At 70.3% G+C, this 19,119-nt stretch carries 14 protein-coding genes and 1 pseudogene; 6 read left to right on the top strand and 9 right to left on the bottom strand.

All coding sequences use genetic code 11. The annotated features are described in order from the left end of the window. Window positions 1–8 precede the first annotated feature (8 nt). Genes EZ313_RS10620 through EZ313_RS10605 form a run of 4 tightly spaced genes read right to left on the bottom strand, consistent with a single transcriptional unit; the run spans window position 9 to window position 7,774 of the window. Complete coding sequence (locus tag EZ313_RS10620; RefSeq protein WP_135263123.1) at window positions 9–557, bottom strand: DUF3617 domain-containing protein; 549 nt, start codon at window positions 555–557, stop codon at window positions 9–11. A gap of 44 nt (window positions 558–601) precedes the next feature. After that, a complete protein-coding gene (gene glpK / locus EZ313_RS10615; RefSeq protein WP_135263122.1) occupies window positions 602–2,095 on the bottom strand; it encodes a glycerol kinase GlpK in 1,494 nt (497 codons plus the stop codon). Between the two features lie 50 nt (window positions 2,096–2,145). Continuing rightward, window positions 2,146–6,744, bottom strand: coding sequence for a PAS domain S-box protein (locus EZ313_RS10610; protein ID WP_135263121.1), 4,599 nt, complete (start codon window positions 6,742–6,744; stop codon window positions 2,146–2,148). A gap of 22 nt (window positions 6,745–6,766) precedes the next feature. Next, window positions 6,767–7,774, bottom strand: a complete 1,008-nt coding sequence (locus tag EZ313_RS10605; RefSeq protein ID WP_135263120.1) for a chemotaxis protein CheB — start codon at window positions 7,772–7,774, stop codon at window positions 6,767–6,769. Window positions 7,775–7,891: 117 nt separating this feature from the next. Between EZ313_RS10605 and EZ313_RS10600 the strand changes: the two genes are divergently transcribed. Both EZ313_RS10600 and EZ313_RS10595 read left to right on the top strand, forming a co-directional pair. Beyond that, complete coding sequence (locus EZ313_RS10600; RefSeq protein WP_135263119.1) at window positions 7,892–8,278, top strand: hypothetical protein; 387 nt, start codon at window positions 7,892–7,894, stop codon at window positions 8,276–8,278. 3 nt (window positions 8,279–8,281) lie between these two features. Continuing rightward, window positions 8,282–9,991 carry a RecQ family ATP-dependent DNA helicase gene (locus EZ313_RS10595; RefSeq protein ID WP_135263118.1) on the top strand — a complete coding sequence of 570 codons (1,710 nt, stop codon included), beginning with the start codon at window positions 8,282–8,284 and terminating at the stop codon, window positions 9,989–9,991. Between the two features lie 10 nt (window positions 9,992–10,001). On the opposite strand, the gene EZ313_RS10590 is transcribed toward EZ313_RS10595, so the two are convergent. Beyond that, complete coding sequence (locus EZ313_RS10590) at window positions 10,002–10,694, bottom strand: lysozyme inhibitor LprI family protein (protein WP_135263117.1); 693 nt, start codon at window positions 10,692–10,694, stop codon at window positions 10,002–10,004. 99 nt (window positions 10,695–10,793) lie between these two features. Beyond that, window positions 10,794–11,705: an arginase gene (gene rocF / locus EZ313_RS10585; protein ID WP_420849286.1), complete on the bottom strand. Its 912-nt coding sequence runs from the start codon at window positions 11,703–11,705 to the stop codon at window positions 10,794–10,796. Between the two features lie 93 nt (window positions 11,706–11,798). On the opposite strand from rocF, the gene EZ313_RS10580 reads away from it, so the two are divergent. Beyond that, the gene (locus EZ313_RS10580) at window positions 11,799–12,953 is read left to right on the top strand and encodes a zinc-dependent alcohol dehydrogenase (protein ID WP_135263115.1); all 1,155 of its coding nucleotides are present in this window, start codon (window positions 11,799–11,801) and stop codon (window positions 12,951–12,953) included. A gap of 19 nt (window positions 12,954–12,972) precedes the next feature. Continuing rightward, entirely contained in the window at window positions 12,973–13,521 is a 549-nt protein-coding gene (locus EZ313_RS10575; RefSeq protein ID WP_135263114.1) for a hypothetical protein, read from the top strand. Window positions 13,522–13,559: 38 nt separating this feature from the next. Here the strand turns inward: EZ313_RS10575 and EZ313_RS10570 are convergent, their stop codons facing one another. Further along, complete coding sequence (locus EZ313_RS10570) at window positions 13,560–14,267, bottom strand: TerC family protein (RefSeq protein ID WP_135263113.1); 708 nt, start codon at window positions 14,265–14,267, stop codon at window positions 13,560–13,562. A 173-nt stretch (window positions 14,268–14,440) separates the two neighbouring features. Here EZ313_RS10570 and EZ313_RS10565 point away from each other — a divergent pair, with 173 nt between their 5' ends. Next, complete coding sequence (locus tag EZ313_RS10565; RefSeq protein WP_135263112.1) at window positions 14,441–15,586, top strand: YeeE/YedE family protein; 1,146 nt, start codon at window positions 14,441–14,443, stop codon at window positions 15,584–15,586. Window positions 15,587–15,637: 51 nt separating this feature from the next. Here EZ313_RS10565 and EZ313_RS10560 read toward each other — a convergent pair whose 3' ends face one another. Beyond that, the gene (locus EZ313_RS10560; protein ID WP_135263111.1) at window positions 15,638–16,651 is read right to left on the bottom strand and encodes an asparaginase; all 1,014 of its coding nucleotides are present in this window, start codon (window positions 16,649–16,651) and stop codon (window positions 15,638–15,640) included. Between the two features lie 72 nt (window positions 16,652–16,723). Here EZ313_RS10560 and EZ313_RS10555 point away from each other — a divergent pair. After that, window positions 16,724–18,532 (top strand): annotated as a pseudogene (locus EZ313_RS10555) (carboxyl transferase domain-containing protein); the annotation flags it as partial. A 135-nt stretch (window positions 18,533–18,667) separates the two neighbouring features. Here the strand turns inward: EZ313_RS10555 and EZ313_RS10550 are convergent. After that, window positions 18,668–18,982 (bottom strand): hypothetical protein, encoded by a 315-nt coding sequence (locus tag EZ313_RS10550; RefSeq protein WP_135263109.1) that lies wholly within the window; start codon window positions 18,980–18,982, stop codon window positions 18,668–18,670. Window positions 18,983–19,119: the final 137 nt, after the last annotated feature.

The raw sequence follows: 19,119 nt of genomic DNA, 5'->3' as shown, positions 1-19,119 counted from the left end.
CTCGCCGGCTACTTCGCGGCGCCGTGCGGCGTAACGGGCCGCACCTCGCCGCAATCGGCGCCCAGCCACTTGCCGGTGCCCTCCACCGTCATGCTTTCCGTCTTGCCGCCCACCGCGCCGGTGGCCGTCGTCTTCATGGTGTAGGCCTCGGGGCTGGTGAAGGTGACGACCGTCTGGCCGCTGGAGGGCGGGTTGCTGCAGGTGAACGCCGCCTTCAGCGTGTTCCCGGTGCGCTGCTGCTGCGTGATCTTGCAGTCGCCCTGGGTGGCCGGGATCTCGTTGCGTTCGACCATTTCCTTCGTCAGGCACATCCGCACGCTGTGGCCCGACGGCCCCATCTGGACGCCGCGGCGCGCCATGATGTCCTCCATCTGCTTGCGCTGCTCGGGCGGCAGCGTCGCCATCTTCTTGCGCATCTCCTCCACCTCGCGCTGCATCTCGGGATTGCCCGAGACCTTCTGCTGCACCTGCCACAGGCCGGGCTTGAGGTTCTGCGCGGACGCGCCGCAGGCGAAGGCCGCGGCGATGATCGTGAAGGCAAGTGGGACGAGCTTCATGGGGACTCCTTTCGCGCGAAGTGATCGATCTCTGGCGGGCAGGCTCAGGCCAGCGTGGCCTGCCGCACCGCGTGCTCCCAGCGCTGCATCAGTTCGCCGGCACGGTCGCGCGACAGCGTCGGCGTGAAGCGGCGCTCGGCCTTCCACAGCTTCTCCAGCTCCTGCGGCCCGGCGAACACGCCGCCGGAGAGCCCCGCCAGGTAAGCCGCCCCCAGCGCGGTGGTCTCGGTGATGGCCGGCCGCACGACGGGAATGCCCAGCAGGTCGGCCTGGAACTGCATCAGCAGGTTGTTGACGCAGGCGCCGCCGTCCACGCGCAATTCGGCGACGGGCGCCGATCCCGCCGCGGTCGCATCGCGGCTCATGGCCTGCAGCAGCGCGGCGCTCTGGTACGCGATGCTCTCCAGCGCGGCGCGCGCGATGTGGGCGACGGTCGACCCGCGCGTCAGTCCCGTGATCGTGCCGCGCGCATCGGGTTTCCAGTAGGGCGCGCCCAGGCCGGTGAAGGCCGGCACCAGCATCACGCCGCCCGCGTCGGGCACGCTCTCGGCCAGCGCCTGCACCTGCGCGCTGCTCTCGATGGCCTTGAGGCCATCGCGCAGCCACTGAACGACCGCGCCGCCGACGAAGACGCTGCCCTCCATCGCGTACTGCGGCTGCTGGGATGTCTGCGCCGCGCTGGTGGTGAGCAGGCCGTTGGCCGATTGCTGGAAACGCCCGCCGGTGTGCATCAGCAGGAAGCAGCCGGTGCCGTAGGTGTTCTTGGCCATGCCCTCGCGGAAGCACGCCTGCCCGAACAGCGCGCTCTGCTGGTCGCCGGCGACGCCGCCGATGCGCACCGGGGCGCCCAGCAGCGTTTCAACCGTTCGGCCGTACCCGGCGCTCGAAGGCAGCACCTTCGGCATCATCGACGCGGGCACCTGCAGGAGTTGCAGCAGTTCCTGGTCCCATTCGTTGCCGTGCACGTCGAACAGCATCGTGCGCGAAGCGTTGCTGACGTCGGTGGCGTGCAGCGCGCCGCCGGTCAGCTGCCACAGCAGCCAGCTGTCGATGGTGCCGAAGGCCAGTTCGCCGCGCTCGGCCTGCTGTCGCGCGCCCGGCACGTTGTCCAGCAGCCAGCGGATCTTGGTGCCCGAAAAATAGGAGTCGATCAGCAGCCCCGTGCGCGACTGGATCAGCGGCGCATGGCCCTGCTCGCGCAGCTGCGCGCACAACGGCTCGCCGCGGCGGTCCTGCCAGACGATGGCGTGGTGGATCGGCTGGCCGGTCTTGCGGTGCCAGACCACGGCGGTCTCGCGCTGGTTGGTGATGCCCAGCGCGGCCACGTCCTTCGCGCCGATGCCGGCCTTCGCCAGGGCCTCCTGCGCCGTGGCCAGCTGGCCGCGCCAGATCTCCATCGGGTCGTGCTCCACCCAGCCGGGCTGCGGGTAGATCTGCGGCAGCTCGCGCTGCGCCAGCGAGACGATGGCGCCCTGGCGGTCGAAGACGATGCTGCGGGAGCTGGAGGTGCCCTGGTCGAGCGCGAGCAGGTAGGTCATGCGCGCATGCTAGCCGCCACGCCCGGCCTGCATCATCGGGTCCTGCCCGGTCAGGGCTTGCGCTTGCTCTTGAGCTCTTCGATCAGCCCGCGGATGCGCCCGACGTTCAGCGGCTTGGTGAGGTGGGCGTCGAAGCCGGCTTCCATGGAGTGGCGGATGTCGGCTTCCTGGCCCCAGCCGGTGGCCGCGATCAGGATCATCTCGCGGCCCCAGTCCTGCTTGCGCAACCGCCGCGCGACCTCGTGGCCGCTGATGTCGGGCATGCCGATGTCCAGCAGCGCGATGGCGGGGCGGTGCTCGTCGGCCACCTGCAGCGCTTCTTCCCCGGAACGCGCCAGCACCGCGCGAAAGCCCGACAGCTCCAGCAGCTTGGCCAGGCCCCAGGCCGCGTCGCCGTTGTCGTCGGCGACCAGGATCAGCTCGCCTTCGGCGGCGGGAGCGGGCGAAGGCGGCTGCATGCGCGGCTCTTCGGCCTGCACGGCAGCCTCCGCATCGCCGACGTGCAGCAGCGGCAGGCCCACCCTCAGCTGGCTGCCCTGCCCCGGGCCCGCCGAACTGGCCATGATCCAGCCGCCGTGCATCTCGACGATGTTGCGGGCCAGCGCGAGGCCGATGCCCAGGCCGCTGTTGGAGTGGCCCGTGACGCTCTCGCCCTGCGAGAACAGGTCGAACATGCGGTCGATCTGCGAGGGCTCCATGCCGATGCCGTTGTCGCTGACCTGGATCACCACTTCGTCGCTGAAGACTTCGGCCGAGACCTCGATGCGGCCGCCTTCGGGCGTGTACTTGGCCGCGTTGCTGACCAGGTTGGACACGACCTGCGACAGCCGCAGCGGGTCGCCTTCCACCTCCACCGAATGCGCAGGCAGGCTCACCACCAGTTCGTGCGCCGCAGCCTGAACCAGGGGACGCGTCGCCTCGAGCGCCTGGTGGACGACCAGCGCCACCGACACCGGCCGCTTGGAAAGGTTCAGCCGCCCAAGCGTGAGCCGCGAGACGTCCAGCAGCTCGTCCAGCAGCACCTTCATCGCCTTGCCCTGGCGCTGCACCACCTCGGCCGCCTTCTCGCGGGCGGACTCCGGCAGCTTGGGCATCAGCAGCAGCTCGGACGCGCTGGCGATCGAGGCGAGCGGGTTGCGCAGCTCGTGCGAGAGCACGGCCAGGAAGCGGTCCTTGGCGGCGTCGGCGGCTTCCAGTGCGCGCCGCGCCAGCTGCGTTTCCTCCAGCGACTGCCGCAGTTCGGCCTGGCTGCGCTCGAGGGCCTGCTTGGCCTCGCGCGCCTGGGTCTGGTCGCGCAGCACCTTGACGAATCCCATCGCGCGGCCTTTTTCGTCGCGCATGAGCATCGCCACGCCTTCGGCCCAGAACGGCGTGCCGTCCTTGCGCACGTGGACCCGGTCGTCGGACGCGCGACCGTGCTCGAGGGCCGTTCGTGCTTCCGCTTCCGGTGCGCGCGCGCGCCGGTCTTCCTCGGTGAAGATGATGTCGCCGATCTGCCCGACCACCTCCTTCTCGCTGTACCCGAGCAGCCTTTCGGCGCCCCGGTTCCAGCTGACGACGCGCCGCTCCAGGTCGAGCGAGAAGATGGCGTACTCACGGACGTTCTCGACCACCAGGCGCAGCTGCTCCTCGCTTTCGCGCAGCGCCTGCTGCGCGCGGCGCGCATCCGTGATGTCGCGCACGACGCTGGTGCCGCCCATCACCGAGCCGCCGGGATCGCGGATCGGCGACACCGACAGCGAGACCTGGATCTCGCGGCCGTCCTTGCGCCGGCGCACGGTCTCGTATTCGACCGACGCCCCTTCGCGCAGCTTGCTGATCTGGTCCAGCTGCGACTGCTCGTGGCCCGGGGCGAGCAGGTCCAGGGGCTGCCCGATCATCTCCGCCGCGGTGTACCCGAAGATGCGCTCGCACGCCGCGTTCCAGCTCAGGATGGTGCCGTCCAGCGCGAAGCTGACGATGCCGTCGGTGGAGGCGTGGACCACGGCCGACAACCAGGTGCGGACCTCCTCGGCCTGCCGGCGGCGCGTGATGTCGATGAAGGAGAGCACGACCCCCGAGATGCGGTCGTCCACCGTGCGGTAGGGCACCATGCGGACGAGGAACCAGGTGCCGTCGGGCAAGGCCACCTCGCGCTCGATCGGCACCAGCCTGTCCAGCACGCGCTGTGCATCGTCCGCGAGTTCCGGGTAGTCCAGGCGCGTCGCGAGGTCCGACAGCGGCCGCCCCAGGTCGGACGGGATCAGGTTGAACAGGTGCACCGCCGCCGGCGTGTAGCGCATGACGGACAGCCCGCGGTCGAGGAACACCGTGGCGATGTCCGTGGCGTCCATCAGGTTGTGCAGGTCGCTGTTGGCGTCCGCCAGCTCGTCGACCTTGCCCTTGAGCTCGTTGTTGACGGTCGTCAGCTCCTCGTTGAGCGACTGCAGTTCCTCGCGGCTGGTCTCCAGCTCCTCGGTGGCCGAGCGCAGTTCCTCGTTCATGGCCTGCAGCTCCTCGTTGCCGGCCTTGAGTTCCTCCGTCGACGCCTCGTACTGCTCCACCGTCTCGCGCAACTGCGTCTTGAGCCGCTCCAGCTCCCGGTCCAGGTGGGTCGCCACCGGGTCCTTCTGCTGCAGCTGCACGGCGCGCGCCTCGGGTGCTTCGCCGGCCCGCGGGTCGAGCAGCACGAGGAACAGGTCGGCGCCCATGTCCTGCACCGCCCACACGCGTACCGTGACGGTCGATTCCCCTTCGGGCAGCGGCACGCGGTCCACGACCACCTCGGTCGCCTCCCGCGACTGCGAGGCCTGGTACAGCGCCGCCCTCAATTCGATCCGCAGCGCGGGGTGGATCGCGCGCAGGAGGTTGCGGCTGGGCTCGCCGCCCGAGAATTGCAGGAAGCGGCCCGCATTGGCGGACAGGTGCACGATCTCGTGGTCGCGGTCCACCAGGATGGACGGCGGCGCCAGCGTCTCCAGCAGGCGCAGGTGCAGCGCGCCCCACGACGCCCCGCGCTCCTCGCCCGCCTTCGGGAGCCGGCCGCCGACCGGCGGCGGCTCGAAGGCCCGCCCGCCGATGGTGGGCTGCGCCATGCCGCCATGGAGCGCCTGCACCAGCGTGCTCGGCCCGGTGGGTACCGGCAGCAGCGCCGGACGCGGCAGCGGCCGCTGCATGAAGATGCGGTTCCCCTTGTCCACCACCGTGAACAAATTGCCCCCGTCCTCGCAGTTCTCCGAGGCGCCGAGGAACAGCAGGCCCTGCGGCCGCAGCGCGAAGTGGAACGTCTGGAACAACCGCTGCTGGGCGGGGCGGCCCAGGTAGATCAGCAGGTTGCGGCAGGACACCAGGTCCAGCCTCGAGAACGGCGAATCCTTCAGCACGTCGTGCGGCGCGAACAGCACCATCTCGCGCACTTCGCGGCGAACGCGGTAGCCCCGGTGCTCCTTGCTGAAGTAGCGGCGCAGCCGTTCCGGCGAGACGTCTGCCTCGATGGCGGCGGGATAGAGGCCTTCCCGCGCGGTGCGGATGGCGTCCTCGTCCAGGTCGCTCGCGAACACCTGGATCTGCGGCGGAGCGTCCATCTCGCGGCTCTTGTCGCACAGGAGGATCGCCAGGGAGTAGGCCTCCTCGCCCGTGGCGCAGCCCGGCACCCAGATGCGCACCGCCTCGTTCGCCGGCCTGCCGCGCAGCATCTCGGCCAGGTGCGGCTCGAGCGCCTCGAAGCAATCGGCGTCGCGGAAGAAGTTGGTGACGCTGATCAGCAGGTCCTGCAGCAGCGCCGGCGCTTCGCCGGGCCGGGTGCGCAGGAACTTCAGGTAGCCGGCCATGTGGTCGGTGCCGTTGATCTGCATGCGGCGCGCGATGCGCCGCACGACCGTGGCCCGCTTGTAGCCGTTGAAGTCGCGCCCGGTGCGCGTGCGCAGGAAGGCCAGGATTTCCCGCAGCGCCGCTTCGTTCTCGGCGTCGCGGCTGGCGGACGGCGGCGCCTCCGGCGCTTCCTCGGCAGGCAGCCGCAGGTGCTCCTCGAGGCGGAAGTACGCCATGAGCCGGCTGGGCATCTCGGCCACGGGGAGGGTCCAGTCCACCATTCCCGTGGCGATGGCCGTGCGGGGCATGCCCGGATGCCTGCACTCCTCGGGGTCCTGGGCGACGGTAAGGCCCCCGCGCTCCTTGACCCGCTTGATGCCGATGGCGCCGTCGCCGTCCGCGCCGGACAGCACGACCGCCGCACTGTGGGCCCCATGCGAATCCGCCAGCGTGCGGAACAGCAGGTCGACGGCCACGAGGCGCTTCTGCTCCGGCAGGCGGTCCTCCACCACCAGACAGTCACCCTCGACCCGGATCAGCTTGCGCGGCGGGATCACATACACCGTGCCCGGCCGCAGCGGTTCGCGCTGCGTGAGTCGCATCACGCGAAGGGACGTCCTCGGCTGGATCAGCTCCGCGAGCTGGGAGTCGTGTTCGGTGCCAAGGTGGATGGCCACCACGAAGGCCAGCGGGCAGTCGGACGGGATGCCGCTGAAGAACTCCTGCAGCGCCTCGATCGCCCCGGCCGAGCCGCCCAGCGCGACCAGCCGCACCATGCCGTAGCTTGTGCCGGGTATGGTGTCGTCGAGGGCAGTGCCGGCGTCCTGTTCGGTGCGATCGGGAACGGGGGCTTCAGACATGGGGTCGGCGGGAGGCCGACGATTATGCGCCGCCTGCCTCCGCCGTCAGCAGCTCGGCCAGCCGCCGGAAGCGCTCCCGCACGCGCGCGGCTTCCTGGAGCCCGGCGTGGGCCTGCGGCTCATCGTCCAGGGCCCGCGCGACCGCGGCCATGCGCAGCAGCAACTGCTCGCGTTCCTGGAGCGCGCGCACGCTGCTCTGCAGGGTGTGGTCGGTCTTCTCGGCCTGCGCGCTGTTCAGGCTCTTCGCGCTGTAGGCGTGGCCGGTGTGGCAACGGAAACGCAGCGGCGGCCCCGCGTGGATCTCGGAGAGCGTGCCTCCGCACTCAGGACAGGTCAGCTGGCTGGGAGTCGCGATCGCCTTCAGGTTTTCCATCGGATCGATTCCTTCGAAGATTGATTGCTCGCGCACCAGCGCCTCCGGGGCCGTCTGCGGCGCGCGGGGCGGGGCCGTCCCGACCAGCCGTACCAGCAACGGCGGGATCGCGGGCAGCAGCACGCAGTGGTCGACCTGCACGTTGCCCAGTGCGCTCGCGGGCATGCTGGGCGCCGCGGCCTCCTGCGGGTCCTGCACCACGGCGATGCCGCCGCAGGACTTGATGGCCGCCAGCCCCGCCGTGCCGTCGTCGAGCTCGCCGGTCAGCACCACGCCGATCGCCGCGGATCCCCAGTGCAGGGCCGCCGACCGGAACAGCGGGTCGATCGCCGGGCGGGTGTGGTTCTCGCGCGGGCCGCGGCTCAGGTGCAGCGCGCCGGCGCCCACCAGCAGGTGATGGTCGGGCGGCGCCACGTAGATCCTGCCCAGTTGCATCGGCTCGCCCTCGCGCGGATGCACCGCCCGCAGCGGCCCTGCTCGCGAAAGCAGCTCCGGCAGGATGCTCGGGTGGTGCCCGACATGCAGGACCAGGGCCACGAAGGCTTGCAGGTCCTTCGGCAGGCCCGCGACCAGGGTCATGAGCGCTTCGACGCCGCCGAACGACGCGCCGATCACGACGAGGGGATGGGGCGGCCCGTCCCGCGAGTTCGGTTCCATGGGTGTTCCGGTTGCGCGGCCGCCGTAGCCGTAGTCCCACAGCGAACGCGCTCAGGTTCCGACGGCAAACGGCGGACCCGGGCCGCACACTGGGCTCGGAAACAGGAAGGAGTCCCCATGGCCTACAGCAGCATCCTGGGCGCCGATCCGGCGCCTGCCCAGCCCAGCGGCCGCAGCACCGACCTGCTGGGTCCGAGCGACAGTTCAGACACCGGCAGCGACGCGGTCGGCACGCTCGAGGACCATGCCGATTCCGACGGCGCCGGCACCGGCGAGCGCGGCTCGGTGTTCGGCCCCGATGCTGTGGAAGGCGCCGACATCGCGCCCGACCGCATCGTTCGCATGAACGCCGCCGGCGACAGCGGCGAGGACCTCGGCGAGGCGATCGAAGACGGGCCCGGTTCCGGCAGCGGCTTCCCCGAAGCCGACCCCGACGGCCAGGAGTTCACCGACCTGGATTCGGACCGCGACGCGGAATCCGAGGACGGCGAGGCCGACCGCTGACCCATGCGGGGAGCGCGCGCCGAGTCCGCATCCGCACGCGCCCGGCGCGTCGCCCAGCTCCTGAAGCAGACGTTCGGCATCGAACGACTGCGGCCGGGCCAGCGCGCGGTCATCGACCAGGTGCTGGCCGCGAAGCCGACGCTGGCCATCATGCCCACGGGCGCCGGCAAGTCGCTGTGCTACCAGCTGCCCGCGCTGCTGCTGCCCGGGCGCACCGTCGTCGTCTCGCCGCTGATCGCGCTGATGAAGGACCAGGTCGAGGCGATGCGTGAGCTGGGCATCGCGGCCGTGCAGTTGAACAGCGCGACCGACAGCGAGGAAGCGCGCACCGCTCGCGCCGCCGCCATGGACGGCAGCGCGCGCATCGTGATGACCACGCCGGAGAAGCTGGCCGAGCCCGGTTTCCTGGAGGAACTCGCGCAGCATCCCACCAGCCTGCTGGTGGTGGACGAGGCGCACTGCATCTCGCAGTGGGGCCACGACTTCCGACCGGCGTTCCTGGACATCGGCCCGGCGCTGCCCGCCCTCGGGAAGCCCACGGTCCTCGCACTGACGGCGACGGCCACCGACGACGTGGCGCGCGACGTCGCGCAGCAGCTGGGCATCCCGAGCGGCTCGATCATCAACACGGGCGCGTACCGGCCCAACCTCGCGCTCAAGGTCGAACAGGTCGCGCGCGAGGAGGACAAGCTCGAACGCGCCCTGGCGTTCGTGCGCTCGGCGCAGGGCAGCGGGCTGGTCTACACGGCCACCGTGAAGGCGGCCGTCGCGGTGCACGAGGCGCTCCAGGCCGCCGGCGAGTCGGTGGGCCTGTACCACGGCAAGCTCGCGGCCGGCGAGCGCCACGCCGCGCAGGAGGCGTTCATGGACGGGGCGGTGCGCGTGATGGTGGCCACCAACGCCTTCGGCCTGGGCATCGACAAGCCCGACATCCGCTTCGTGCTGCACTACCAGCTGCCTTCCGGGCTGGAAACCTACTACCAGGAGGCCGGCCGCGCGGGCCGCGACGGCGAGGCCTCGCTGTGCACGCTGCTGTACCTGCGCGCGGACAAGGCAGTGCAGCAATTCTTCCTGGCCGGCCGCTATCCCACCGACGACGACGCGGTGGCGCTCTATGAGGCGCTCAACGAGACGCCGCCGGAGGGCGACGCATGGACGCTGCCGCTGCTGCAGGGGCGGCTTGCGCGCCCCCGGTCGAAGTTGCAGGTGGCGCTGGGCTTGCTGCGCCGGAACAAGGTGGTGGCGGTCGAACCCGGCGGCGGTGTGCGGCTGCTGCGCGGCGGCCTCGAAGGCGACGCGCTGCGCACGCTGATGAACGCCTACCGCGAGAAACGGGAGCAGGACCGCGAGACGCTCGAGCGCATGGTGTTCTACGCCCAGACCGGCCAGTGCCGCTGGCACGTGCTGCTGGAGCACCTGGAAGGCGAGGCCGGATTCGAGCGCTGCCGGCACTGCGACAACTGCCTGCGCATCGCGCGGCAGGAAGAGGCGATGGAAAAGGCGCAGCGGGAAGCGCACAACTGCGAAGAGGACGCTCCCGCGCGTGCCGTGTTCGCGGCGGGCGACATCGTGATGGTCAAGCGCTATGGCCGCGGCCAGGTCAAGCAGGCCAGCGCCACCGAGGTGACGGTGGCCTTCGCCGACAACTCGCTGCGCAGCTTCCAGCCGGAGTACGTGAAGAAGGCGCGCGCCAGGGCGCAAGCCTCGGCCTGACGCCGCAACTTCAACGGTTGGGCGGCGCCTCGCCGAGGGCGGCCGACAGCTCCTCGCGCCGCTGCGCGTACCAGCGCTGCAGGCACTCGCGGTCGCGGCATTGCCGCTCGCGATCGGCCCAGCGGGCATCGCTATGGCGCCGGAAAGCGCCGGGATTGGGCGACGCTTCCCGCGCGCGGGCGTAGAGGCGTCCGAGTTCGCGGTCCTGGCGCGAGAGGTCGGGATCGGCGCAGATGATGCGCTCGGGCACGGAGCGCGCCTTGTCGCAATCGAAGCTGGGCGACACGCGTTCGCCCGCGGCCGGCGGGGGCGCGGGCCGCGCGGTATTGCGCGCGACGACCTGCGTCGGCGGCGAAGCCGGCGCGGGTGCGCGTGCAGCCGGAGCCGGCGCGGGCGCCTGCGAGACGGGCGCTGCGACGCGCGATGGCGGCGGCTGCTGCTGCAGCGGTTGCTGTTGCACGGCCGCAGGCGGCTGCGATGGCGCGGGCCCCGCCCCCATGGTGGCCGTCGAAGGCGCAGCGGCCGTCACGGGAGGCAGTGGAACCGCGGCGGCCGCCGGATCGGGCTGCCGCTTCCATTGCAAGCCGAAGGCGAGCGCGACCCCGAGCAGCACGTGCGCCACGATGGCCACGGGCAGCCCGCGCCTGAGGATGGGAGGCGCCGGCGGCGGTCCCAGGTCCGTGTTCTCGATGGCCGGGTCCATCGTCGTGCTTCCTTCGAACGCGACGATAACGCCGGGCCCGGCGCGCGGCCGTGCGCGCTCACACTTCGGCGCAAAGGTGACGAACCGGAAACGCCAGGCTCAGCGGGCCAGCGTGGAAGCGCCGAACAGGCTCTGTATGAATTCCACGGCCAGTTCAGCCGTGCGGTTGCGCACATCCAGCGCCGGATTGATCTCCACGACGTCGAGCGACGCCATCCGGCCCGTGTCCGCGATCATCTCCATGCACAGCTGCATCTCGCGGTAGGTCGGGCCACCGCGCACGCCGGTCCCCACGCCGGGCGCATCGGCCGGGTCGAGGCAATCGAGGTCGAAGCTCACGTGCAGGTGGGTGTCCTCGTGCACGTCCTGCAGCACCTCCGACATGGTGGTGCGCATGCCGTGCTCGTCGATGTGCCGCATGTCGAACACCTGCAGCCCGAGCTGGCGGATCGCCTGCTTCTCGTCGGCATCGACGCTGCGGATGCCGATGAAGTCGATCTGCTCCGGCGTGATCGCGGCCGGCTCGCCGCTCCAGCCGACCAATTTCTTCGGGCCGTGGCCCAGCAGGCAGGACACGGGCATGCCGTGCAGGTTGCCGCTGGGGCTGATCGTTTCGGTGTTGACGTCGGTGTGCGCGTCGAGCCACACGACGCGCAGCTGCTTGCCGGTGGCACGGCAGTGGCGCGCCACCGCGCTGATGGAGCCGATCGCGAGGCAGTGGTCGCCTCCCATGAGCAGCGGCACCTGCCCTTCGCTCAACGCCAGATCGACGGCGGTGTACACGGCCCAGTTCCAGGCCACGACTTCCTCCAGGTGCCGCAATCCGCCATGCGGCGGCAGCCAGGGATTGGGCGGGCCGGAGAGGTTGCCGCGGTCCACGACTTCGAGGCGGTGCGCACGCAGTGCGTCCATCAGCCCCGCCACGCGCAGGGCATCCGGTCCCATGCCCGCGCCGCGGACGCTCGCGCCGACGTCGGTGGGCGCGCCGATCAGGCTGATGGTCTTGCTCATCGCCGCCATTGTGCGGGCGATCCGCGCCGGACGAAGGCACGCGGCTTGCCACTGTTCGGGTTCGGCAACACTGAAAAACAGGAGAACCCTTCCATGCTGGCGATGAACTACCGAGGTCCCTACCGCATCCGCGCGGTGCACAAGGCGGAACCCGAGATCGAGCACCCCAACGACGCCATCGTGCGCGTGACGCGTTCCTGCATCTGCGGCTCCGACCTGCACCTGTACCACGGCCTCGTGCCGGACACGCGCGTGGGCATGACGTTCGGGCACGAGTTCACCGGCATCGTCGAGGAGGTCGGCTCCTCGGTGCAGAACCTGAAGAAAGGCGACCACGTGCTGGTGCCCTTCAACATCTTTTGCGGCAGCTGCTTCTTCTGCCAGAAGGAGCTGTACAGCAATTGCCACAACACGAACCCGCATGCGACGGCGGTGGGCGGCATCTACGGTTACTCGCACACGACCGGTGGCTACGACGGCGGCCAGGCCGAATACGTGCGGGTGCCGATGGCGGACGTCGGACCGACCGTGATCCCCGAGGACCTCGACGTCGACGACGCGGTGCTGCTGACCGACGTGGTGCCGACCGGCTACCAGGCCGCGGAGATGGGCGACATCCAGGAAGGCGACACCGTGGTGGTGTTCGGCGCGGGACCGGTGGGCATCTTTGCCGCAAAGTCGGCCTGGCTCATGGGCGCGGGCCGCGTGATCGTCGTCGACCACCTCGACTACCGGCTGGAGTTCGTGCGTCGCTACGCGCAGTGCGAGACGGTCAACTTCCGCGAAGTCGCGGACATGGCCGTGCACCTGAAGAAGATGACCGACTGGCTCGGGCCGGACGTGTGCATCGACGCCGTGGGCGCGGAAGCGGACGGCAGCATGGTGCAGCGCTTCACGGGCGTGACCCTGCCGCTGCAGGCGGGCGCGGCCACGGCGCTGCACTGGTGCATCAACTCGGTCCGCAAGGGCGGAACGGTGTCCATCGTGGGCGTGTACGGGCCGACCTTCAACGCGGTGCCGATCGGCAATGCGATCAACAAGGGCCTGACGCTGCGCATGAACCAGGCCAGCGTCAAGCGCCACCTGCCGCGCCTGATCGAGCACGTGCGGGCCGGCCGCCTGAAGCCCAGCGAGATCATCACCCACCGCATCCCGCTGGAGGACGTGGCCGATGCTTACCACCTGTTCTCCAGCAAGCTGGACAACTGCATCAAGCCGGTGCTGATCCCGCCGTCGATGCGCCATTGAGAACCCAGGAGGACCGAGCATGGATACCGTCGTCACCCCCAGCACCGAAAGCAACGCGGCGCCGTACGCCGAGCGCACCGACCCGAACACGCGCCGCCAGCACGGCGACCGCTCGCACATCCAGGGCTGGGGCGCCGACCTCGACCCGGCCAACCGCCCGGCCGTGCCGCGCGAGCGCACGCCCCCGCGGCTGGACAACGTGCATTGGGACGCGCCCGAACAGCAGAAGGCCCGCGTGAAGGTCTACCACTCGGTGGAGCGGCCCGGGATCACGCCGGTGTTCGGCACCAGCACACCGCCGACCGGCCTGTCCGGCAAGCTGCGCGACTTGGCCTTCCGGTACAGCGAGAACGACATGCGGCACTGGATGATCCTGCTGCTGGCCGACCGCGTGAACGTGGGCGAAGGCCTGCTCCAGGATCTGGCGCACGGCCACATCCCGAACATCTACCGCGAGATGGGCGGGCCGGCCGAGTGGCGCCACAACCGCAAGGGCTTCGTGACGAAGGCGGTCGTGGCGTCGGCGGTCGTTGGCGCGGCCTGGTACCTGCTGCGACGCAGGCGCTGAAGGCCGAGACTTCCCCCTTCTCGGGGAGGGAAGCGATCTCAGGCGGGCTCGGAACTGGCCGGCCGCCGGGCCGCGAGCCCCTTGCCCAGAGCCAGCACGATCAGCGCGCCGATCACCGCCGCGCCGTACTCCCAGACCTTGGACTCGGGCAGGTAGGCCTTGACGCCCGGGTCGGTGAAGATCATCTGCCCGGCGATCCAGCCCAGCAGCATGGCCCCCAGCGTGATGATGATCGGGAAGCGGTCCATCAGCTTGAGCACCAGCTGGCTGCCCGCCACGATGATCGGGATGCTGACGATCAGGCCGAAGATGACCAGGAACAGCTGGTGCTGGCCCGCGCTCTCGGCGGCCCCGGCAATGGCCAGCACGTTGTCCACGCTCATCACCAGGTCGGCCACGATGACGGTCTTCACCGCACCCCAGAGCTTGTCGCTGGACGCGATGTTGGCGTGGTCGTCGCCCTCGTCCTGCGGCAGCATCAGCTTCACGCCGATCCACACCAGCAGCAGGCCGCCCACCAGCTTGAGGTAGGGGATGGCGAGTAGCGCCAGCGCGAAGGCAATCAGGATGACGCGAAGGACGATCGCGCCCGCCGTGCCGTAGATGATCCCGAGCTTGCGCTGCTTCTGCGGCAGGCCGCGGCAGGCCAGCGCGATCACGACCGCGTTGTCCCCGCCCAGCAGGATGTCGATGAGGATGATCTGGCCGACGGCGATCCAGAAGGCGGGGGTCAGGAACTCGAGCATGGGTCCGTGGTGTTTTTCGGGTTCGGAAACGCCGGATTGTCGTCCATGTGCCCGGCTCGCGGTCGGCAAGACGACGTATCGAACGCCCTCGGCCCTCGGTTCACTGCGCGACCTGCACGCGCGCAAGGCCGCGTTTATCATCCCCGCCCACCCCTACGCCAAGCCGCCCCGAGATGAATGCCACGCCCGAGACCCTCGCCCTCCTGACCCGTGTGGTGGTCTGGGGCGCCTTGCCGCTGGGCTTACTGCTGGGTGCGGTGGCGCAGGCGACGCGCTTCTGCGTGCGCGGCGGGATCGCCGACTGGGTCAGTTTCCAGGGCCCGGCGCGGCTGTTTTCCTGGGTGCTCTCGATCGCCGTCGGCGCGCTGCTGCTGCAGTCGATGATCGGCCTCGGCGTCTTCGACGCCACGCGCACGCTGGCCTGGAACGAGCGCCTGCTGTGGTTCTCGGCCCTCGGCGGCGGGCTGTTGTTCGGCATCGGGATGATGCTCGCGCCGGGTTGCCCGCAGCGCTGCCTGGTCAAGGCCGGCTCGGGCGATCTGACGGCGTGGGCCACGCTGGTCGTGATCGCCGTGGTGGCCATCATGACGCTGCGCGGAATCCTCGCGGTTCCCCGCGTCGGCCTCTTCGACAGCGTGTCGGTCACGCTGTCGCGGCCGCAGGACCTGGGCTCGCTGCTTGGCGGCGCGCTCGGCACGCCGGCCGGCGCCGTGCGAGCGGTGGTCACGCTGCTGATCGTGGCGATGACCGCGCTGTTCGCCTGGCGCGTGCGCCGCCAGCTCGACGCCGCCGCGTGGATCGGCGGGCTCGGCGTGGGCCTGGTGCTCGCGCTGGCCTTCTATCTCACCGGCCGCATCGGCTTCATCGCCGAGCATCCGGAGACGCTGGACGCGGCCTGGCTGGGCACGCAGGGCAAGCGGCCCGAAGGCCTGTCGTTCGTCGCGCCGCTGGCCAATGCGATGGACCTGCTGACGCTGTGGACGGACAAGAACACGGTCGCCACGTTCGGCGTGATGCTCTCGCTGGGCATCGTGCTGGGCAGCCACTTCAGCGCGCGCTGGCGCGGCGAGTACCGCGTCGAGTCGTTCGCGACGGCGCGGGAGCTGCGGCACAGCGTCGTGGGCGGCGCGCTGATGGGGTTCGGCGGCGTGACTGCGCTGGGATGCTCGGTGGGGAACGGCGTCACTGGCGCTGCGCTCTTGTCCACCGGATCGCTGCTGGCGGTTGTTGGGATGGTGGCGGGCACGGTGCTGGTGTTGCGCTGGCAGGCCCGGGTTGACGAGCGGGCGCAGGGTGCGCCTGCTGCGCGGGTGGCCTGACGCCACACCGTCCCTCGCTGGAATGACGGGGATCGGCGCGAATTCGCTGTCTCAAGCCGCACCCTCCAACCGGAAAGCAGCCCGCCGCTCCCCAACCACAGCGCCTTTGACGCTCGCAATCTCGGACGAACGCCAGGGCCGCAGCTCCTCCCGCTGCCGCTCATCCAGCCACCCGAGCTGATCGAGCACCTCCACGGTGGCCGCGTACAGCGCCGTCTTGTTCCCGTCGATCACCTTGATCGCGAACGCCTGCCCGCGGCTGACGCTGCCGACCGCCTGCACGCCTTCGGCGCCCACCTTCGTCACCCAGTCCCCGCGCCCGACTTGCATGAACGCGAGGTCATTGCGGCCGGTCCCCGACACCAGGTCCGGATACGCGGTCATCGCGCGCGACAGCGCATCGAAGCTCGCACCGAATTCAGGATCGCGCGAACCGCTGGCCAGCCGCGCATAAGCGCGAGCCAGATGCGCCAGCGGCATCGCATAGTTCGGCGCCGAACAGCCGTCGGTGCCGGACTTCATCCGGTCCGGCTCCAGGCCGGCTGCGCGCGCAACGTCGCGGCGAATCGCCTGCTGCAGCGGATGCCCCGCCTCCAGGTAGGTCTCCACCGGTTGCCCGTGCTGCACGCACCACGCGACGAAGCCGGCGTGCTTGCCGCTGCAGTTGTGGTGCCGCTCGTCCCAGCTGCCGTGCGGCGGCGCGGGCGCGACGCCGGCCTCGGCGTACATCGGCACATGGCAGCCGCACTGCAGCACGCGATGCGTGAGGCCGGCGCGCTGCAGCATGTCCTGCACCTCCTCGACATGCTTGGGCTCGCCGTTGTGGCTGGCGCACAGCATCGCCAGCTGCCGGTCGCTGAAGCCGAAGTGCGCCGGGCCGCCGCCCTCGACGAACGGCAGCGCCTGCAAGGCCTTGAGCGTCGACCGGGTGAAGGTGAGCCAGTGCGGATCGCCGGCGTGGGCCAGCACGCGGCCGGTGGTGTCGGCCACCGCGACCACGCCGAAGTGCCGGCACTCCAGCGTGCCGCCGCGGAAAGTGTCGATCAGGGGAACGAGCGAGGACATGGATTCATTGTCGCGGCCCCGACCCCACGCTCGCGCCTCATCCAAGACAATGCCGCGATGACCGTCCTTCGCGCTCCCCTCCAGGCCCAGGTCGTGCAATGGCTGGTGCAGCCCGGCAGCGTGGTGCACGAAGGCGAGGTCGTGCTGATCCTCGAGGCGATGAAGATGGAGCACGAGGTGCGCGCGCCGGCCACGCTGCGCGTGCGCGAGCTCCTCTACACACCCGGCGAGACGGTCGACGAAGGCCAGATCCTCTGGACCGCGGAGCCGGAGACCGCGCAACCGCCGGCCCGCCTGCAAACAGGACAGGACGATGAGGCGGCGGCGCCCGGCACCGTGCGCGCCGACCTGCAGCGGGTGCTGGATCGCCACGCGCTCACCCGCGACGAACAGCGGCCCGAAGCGGTGGCCAGGCGCCATGCGCTTGGCTTGCGCACCGCCCGCGAGAACATCGCGGACCTGTGCGATCCCGGCAGCTTCGACGAGTACGGCGCGCTCGCCGTCGCGGCGCAGAGCACGCGGCGCAGCGAGGACGACCTGCTGCGCAACACGCCGGCCGACGGCATGGTGACCGGCATCGCATCGATCAACGGTGCGGTCTTCGGCCCCGAGCGTTCACGCGCCGCGGTCATGGCCTACGACGCCACCGTGCTCGCCGGCACGCAAGGCTGGCGCAACCACCAGAAGACGGATCGCATGCTCGGGCTGGCGCTGCGCAATCGCTGGCCCGTCGTGCTGTTCGCGGAAGGTGGCGGCGGGCGCCCCGGCGACGTCGACATGCCCATCGTCGCGGGACTGCACGTGCCGACGTTCGCATCTTTCGCTCGCCTCAACGGCCACGTGCCCACCGTCGGCATCGCGGCGGGCCGCTGCTTCGCGGGCAATGCGGCCCTGCTCGGTTGCTGCGACCTCATCATCGCGACGCGCGACGCCAATATCGGGATGGGCGGCCCCGCGATGGTCGAAGGCGGCGGAATGGGACGCTTCGCGCCCGAAGAGATCGGGCCGGCGGCCGACCTGCATCGCAATGGCGTCGTCGACCTGCTGGTGGATGACGAAGCACAAGCCGTGGCGCAGGCGCGGCAGTACCTCTCGTATTTCCAGGGACCGCTGTCGCAGTGGGATGCGCCCGAGGCACAGGCGCTGCGCCAGGTCGTGCCGGAGAACCGGCTGCGCGCCTACGACACGCGCGCGGCGCTGCACGGCATCGCCGACCTGGGTTCGGTGATGGAGCTGCGCACGGGCTTCGGCATCGGGATCCACACGGGCCTGGCGCGCATCGAAGGCCGACCGTTCGGCTGGATGGCCAACAACCCTTCGCACCTCGGCGGCGCGATCGACGCAGACGCGGCCGACAAGGCGGCGCGCTTCATGCAGCTGTGCAACGCGCACGGCCTGCCGATGCTGAGCCTGGTCGACACGCCGGGCTTCATGGTCGGGCCCGACATCGAGCGGCGCGCGCAGGTGAGGCACGTCAGCCGCATGTTCATCGCGGCCGCGCACCTGCGGGTGCCGTTCTTCAGCGTGGTGCTGCGCAAGGGCTACGGCCTGGGCGCGATGGCCATGGCGGCCGGCGGCTTCCACAGCCCCGACTTCATGATCGCCTGGCCCACCGGCGAGTTCGGCGGCATGGGCCTGGAAGGCGCGGTGAAGCTCGGCTACCGCAAGGAACTCGAAGCGCAGCCCGAAGGTCCCGCGCGGGAGACGCTCTACGAGCAGTTGCTGGCCAAGCACTACGAATCGGGACAGGCGCTGCGCATGGCGCAGACGCTCGAGATCGATGCCGTGATCGATCCGGCCGAGACGCGCGGCTGGCTGGCGCGGGCACTTGCCGCAGCCCCGCTGCTGCCGCGGGATGGCCGGATGGTGGATTCGTGGTAATCCCCGCAGGGGCACCGTCCGCGCGGAATAGCATGCAGCGCGGACTCACACTTGAGCGAGGATCCGGCTTTGCCGGTCCTCGCTCAACTGTTCAGGGCACAAAGAAAAACGCGTAGCGTTTTCTTTGTGAAGGCCTTACTTCTTCTCGCCCGCGTTCGCCTGCTTTTCCTTCTCCTGCGGGGTCGTCACGGAGACCTTCGGAACCTCGATCGTCTTCTTCTCGGTCTTCACGTCCACGTTCGGCACGGAGACCTGCTTCTCGGTCTTGGAAACGTTCACGTCGGGACCCTTGACGTCGTACTTCGGCAGCTGGGCGCTGCCTTCCTGGGTCTTGGAGACTTCGTATTTGGGCACCTGGACATTGCCCTCCTGGGTCTTCTGCACGTCGCAGGCGGTCAGGCCCAGCGCGGCGGCCGAGACGAAGGCGGCGGTGAGGGTGGTCTTGAACATGGCGAATACTCCAGAAAATTGATGAGTCATGGAGAAGCGGTCGCCCGCGTTCCCTGACTGGAATTCTGGTTGCGGGCCCTTTGCGCAACTGTAGGAACGCGACGGCGCGTCCTGTGGGGACGTGACTCGGCCTTTCG

The sequence above is a fragment of the Ramlibacter henchirensis genome (genome assembly GCF_004682015.1).
Taxonomy (GTDB): domain Bacteria; phylum Pseudomonadota; class Gammaproteobacteria; order Burkholderiales; family Burkholderiaceae_C; genus Ramlibacter; species Ramlibacter henchirensis.
This window is presented reverse-complemented; position numbering and strand designations above follow the sequence as displayed.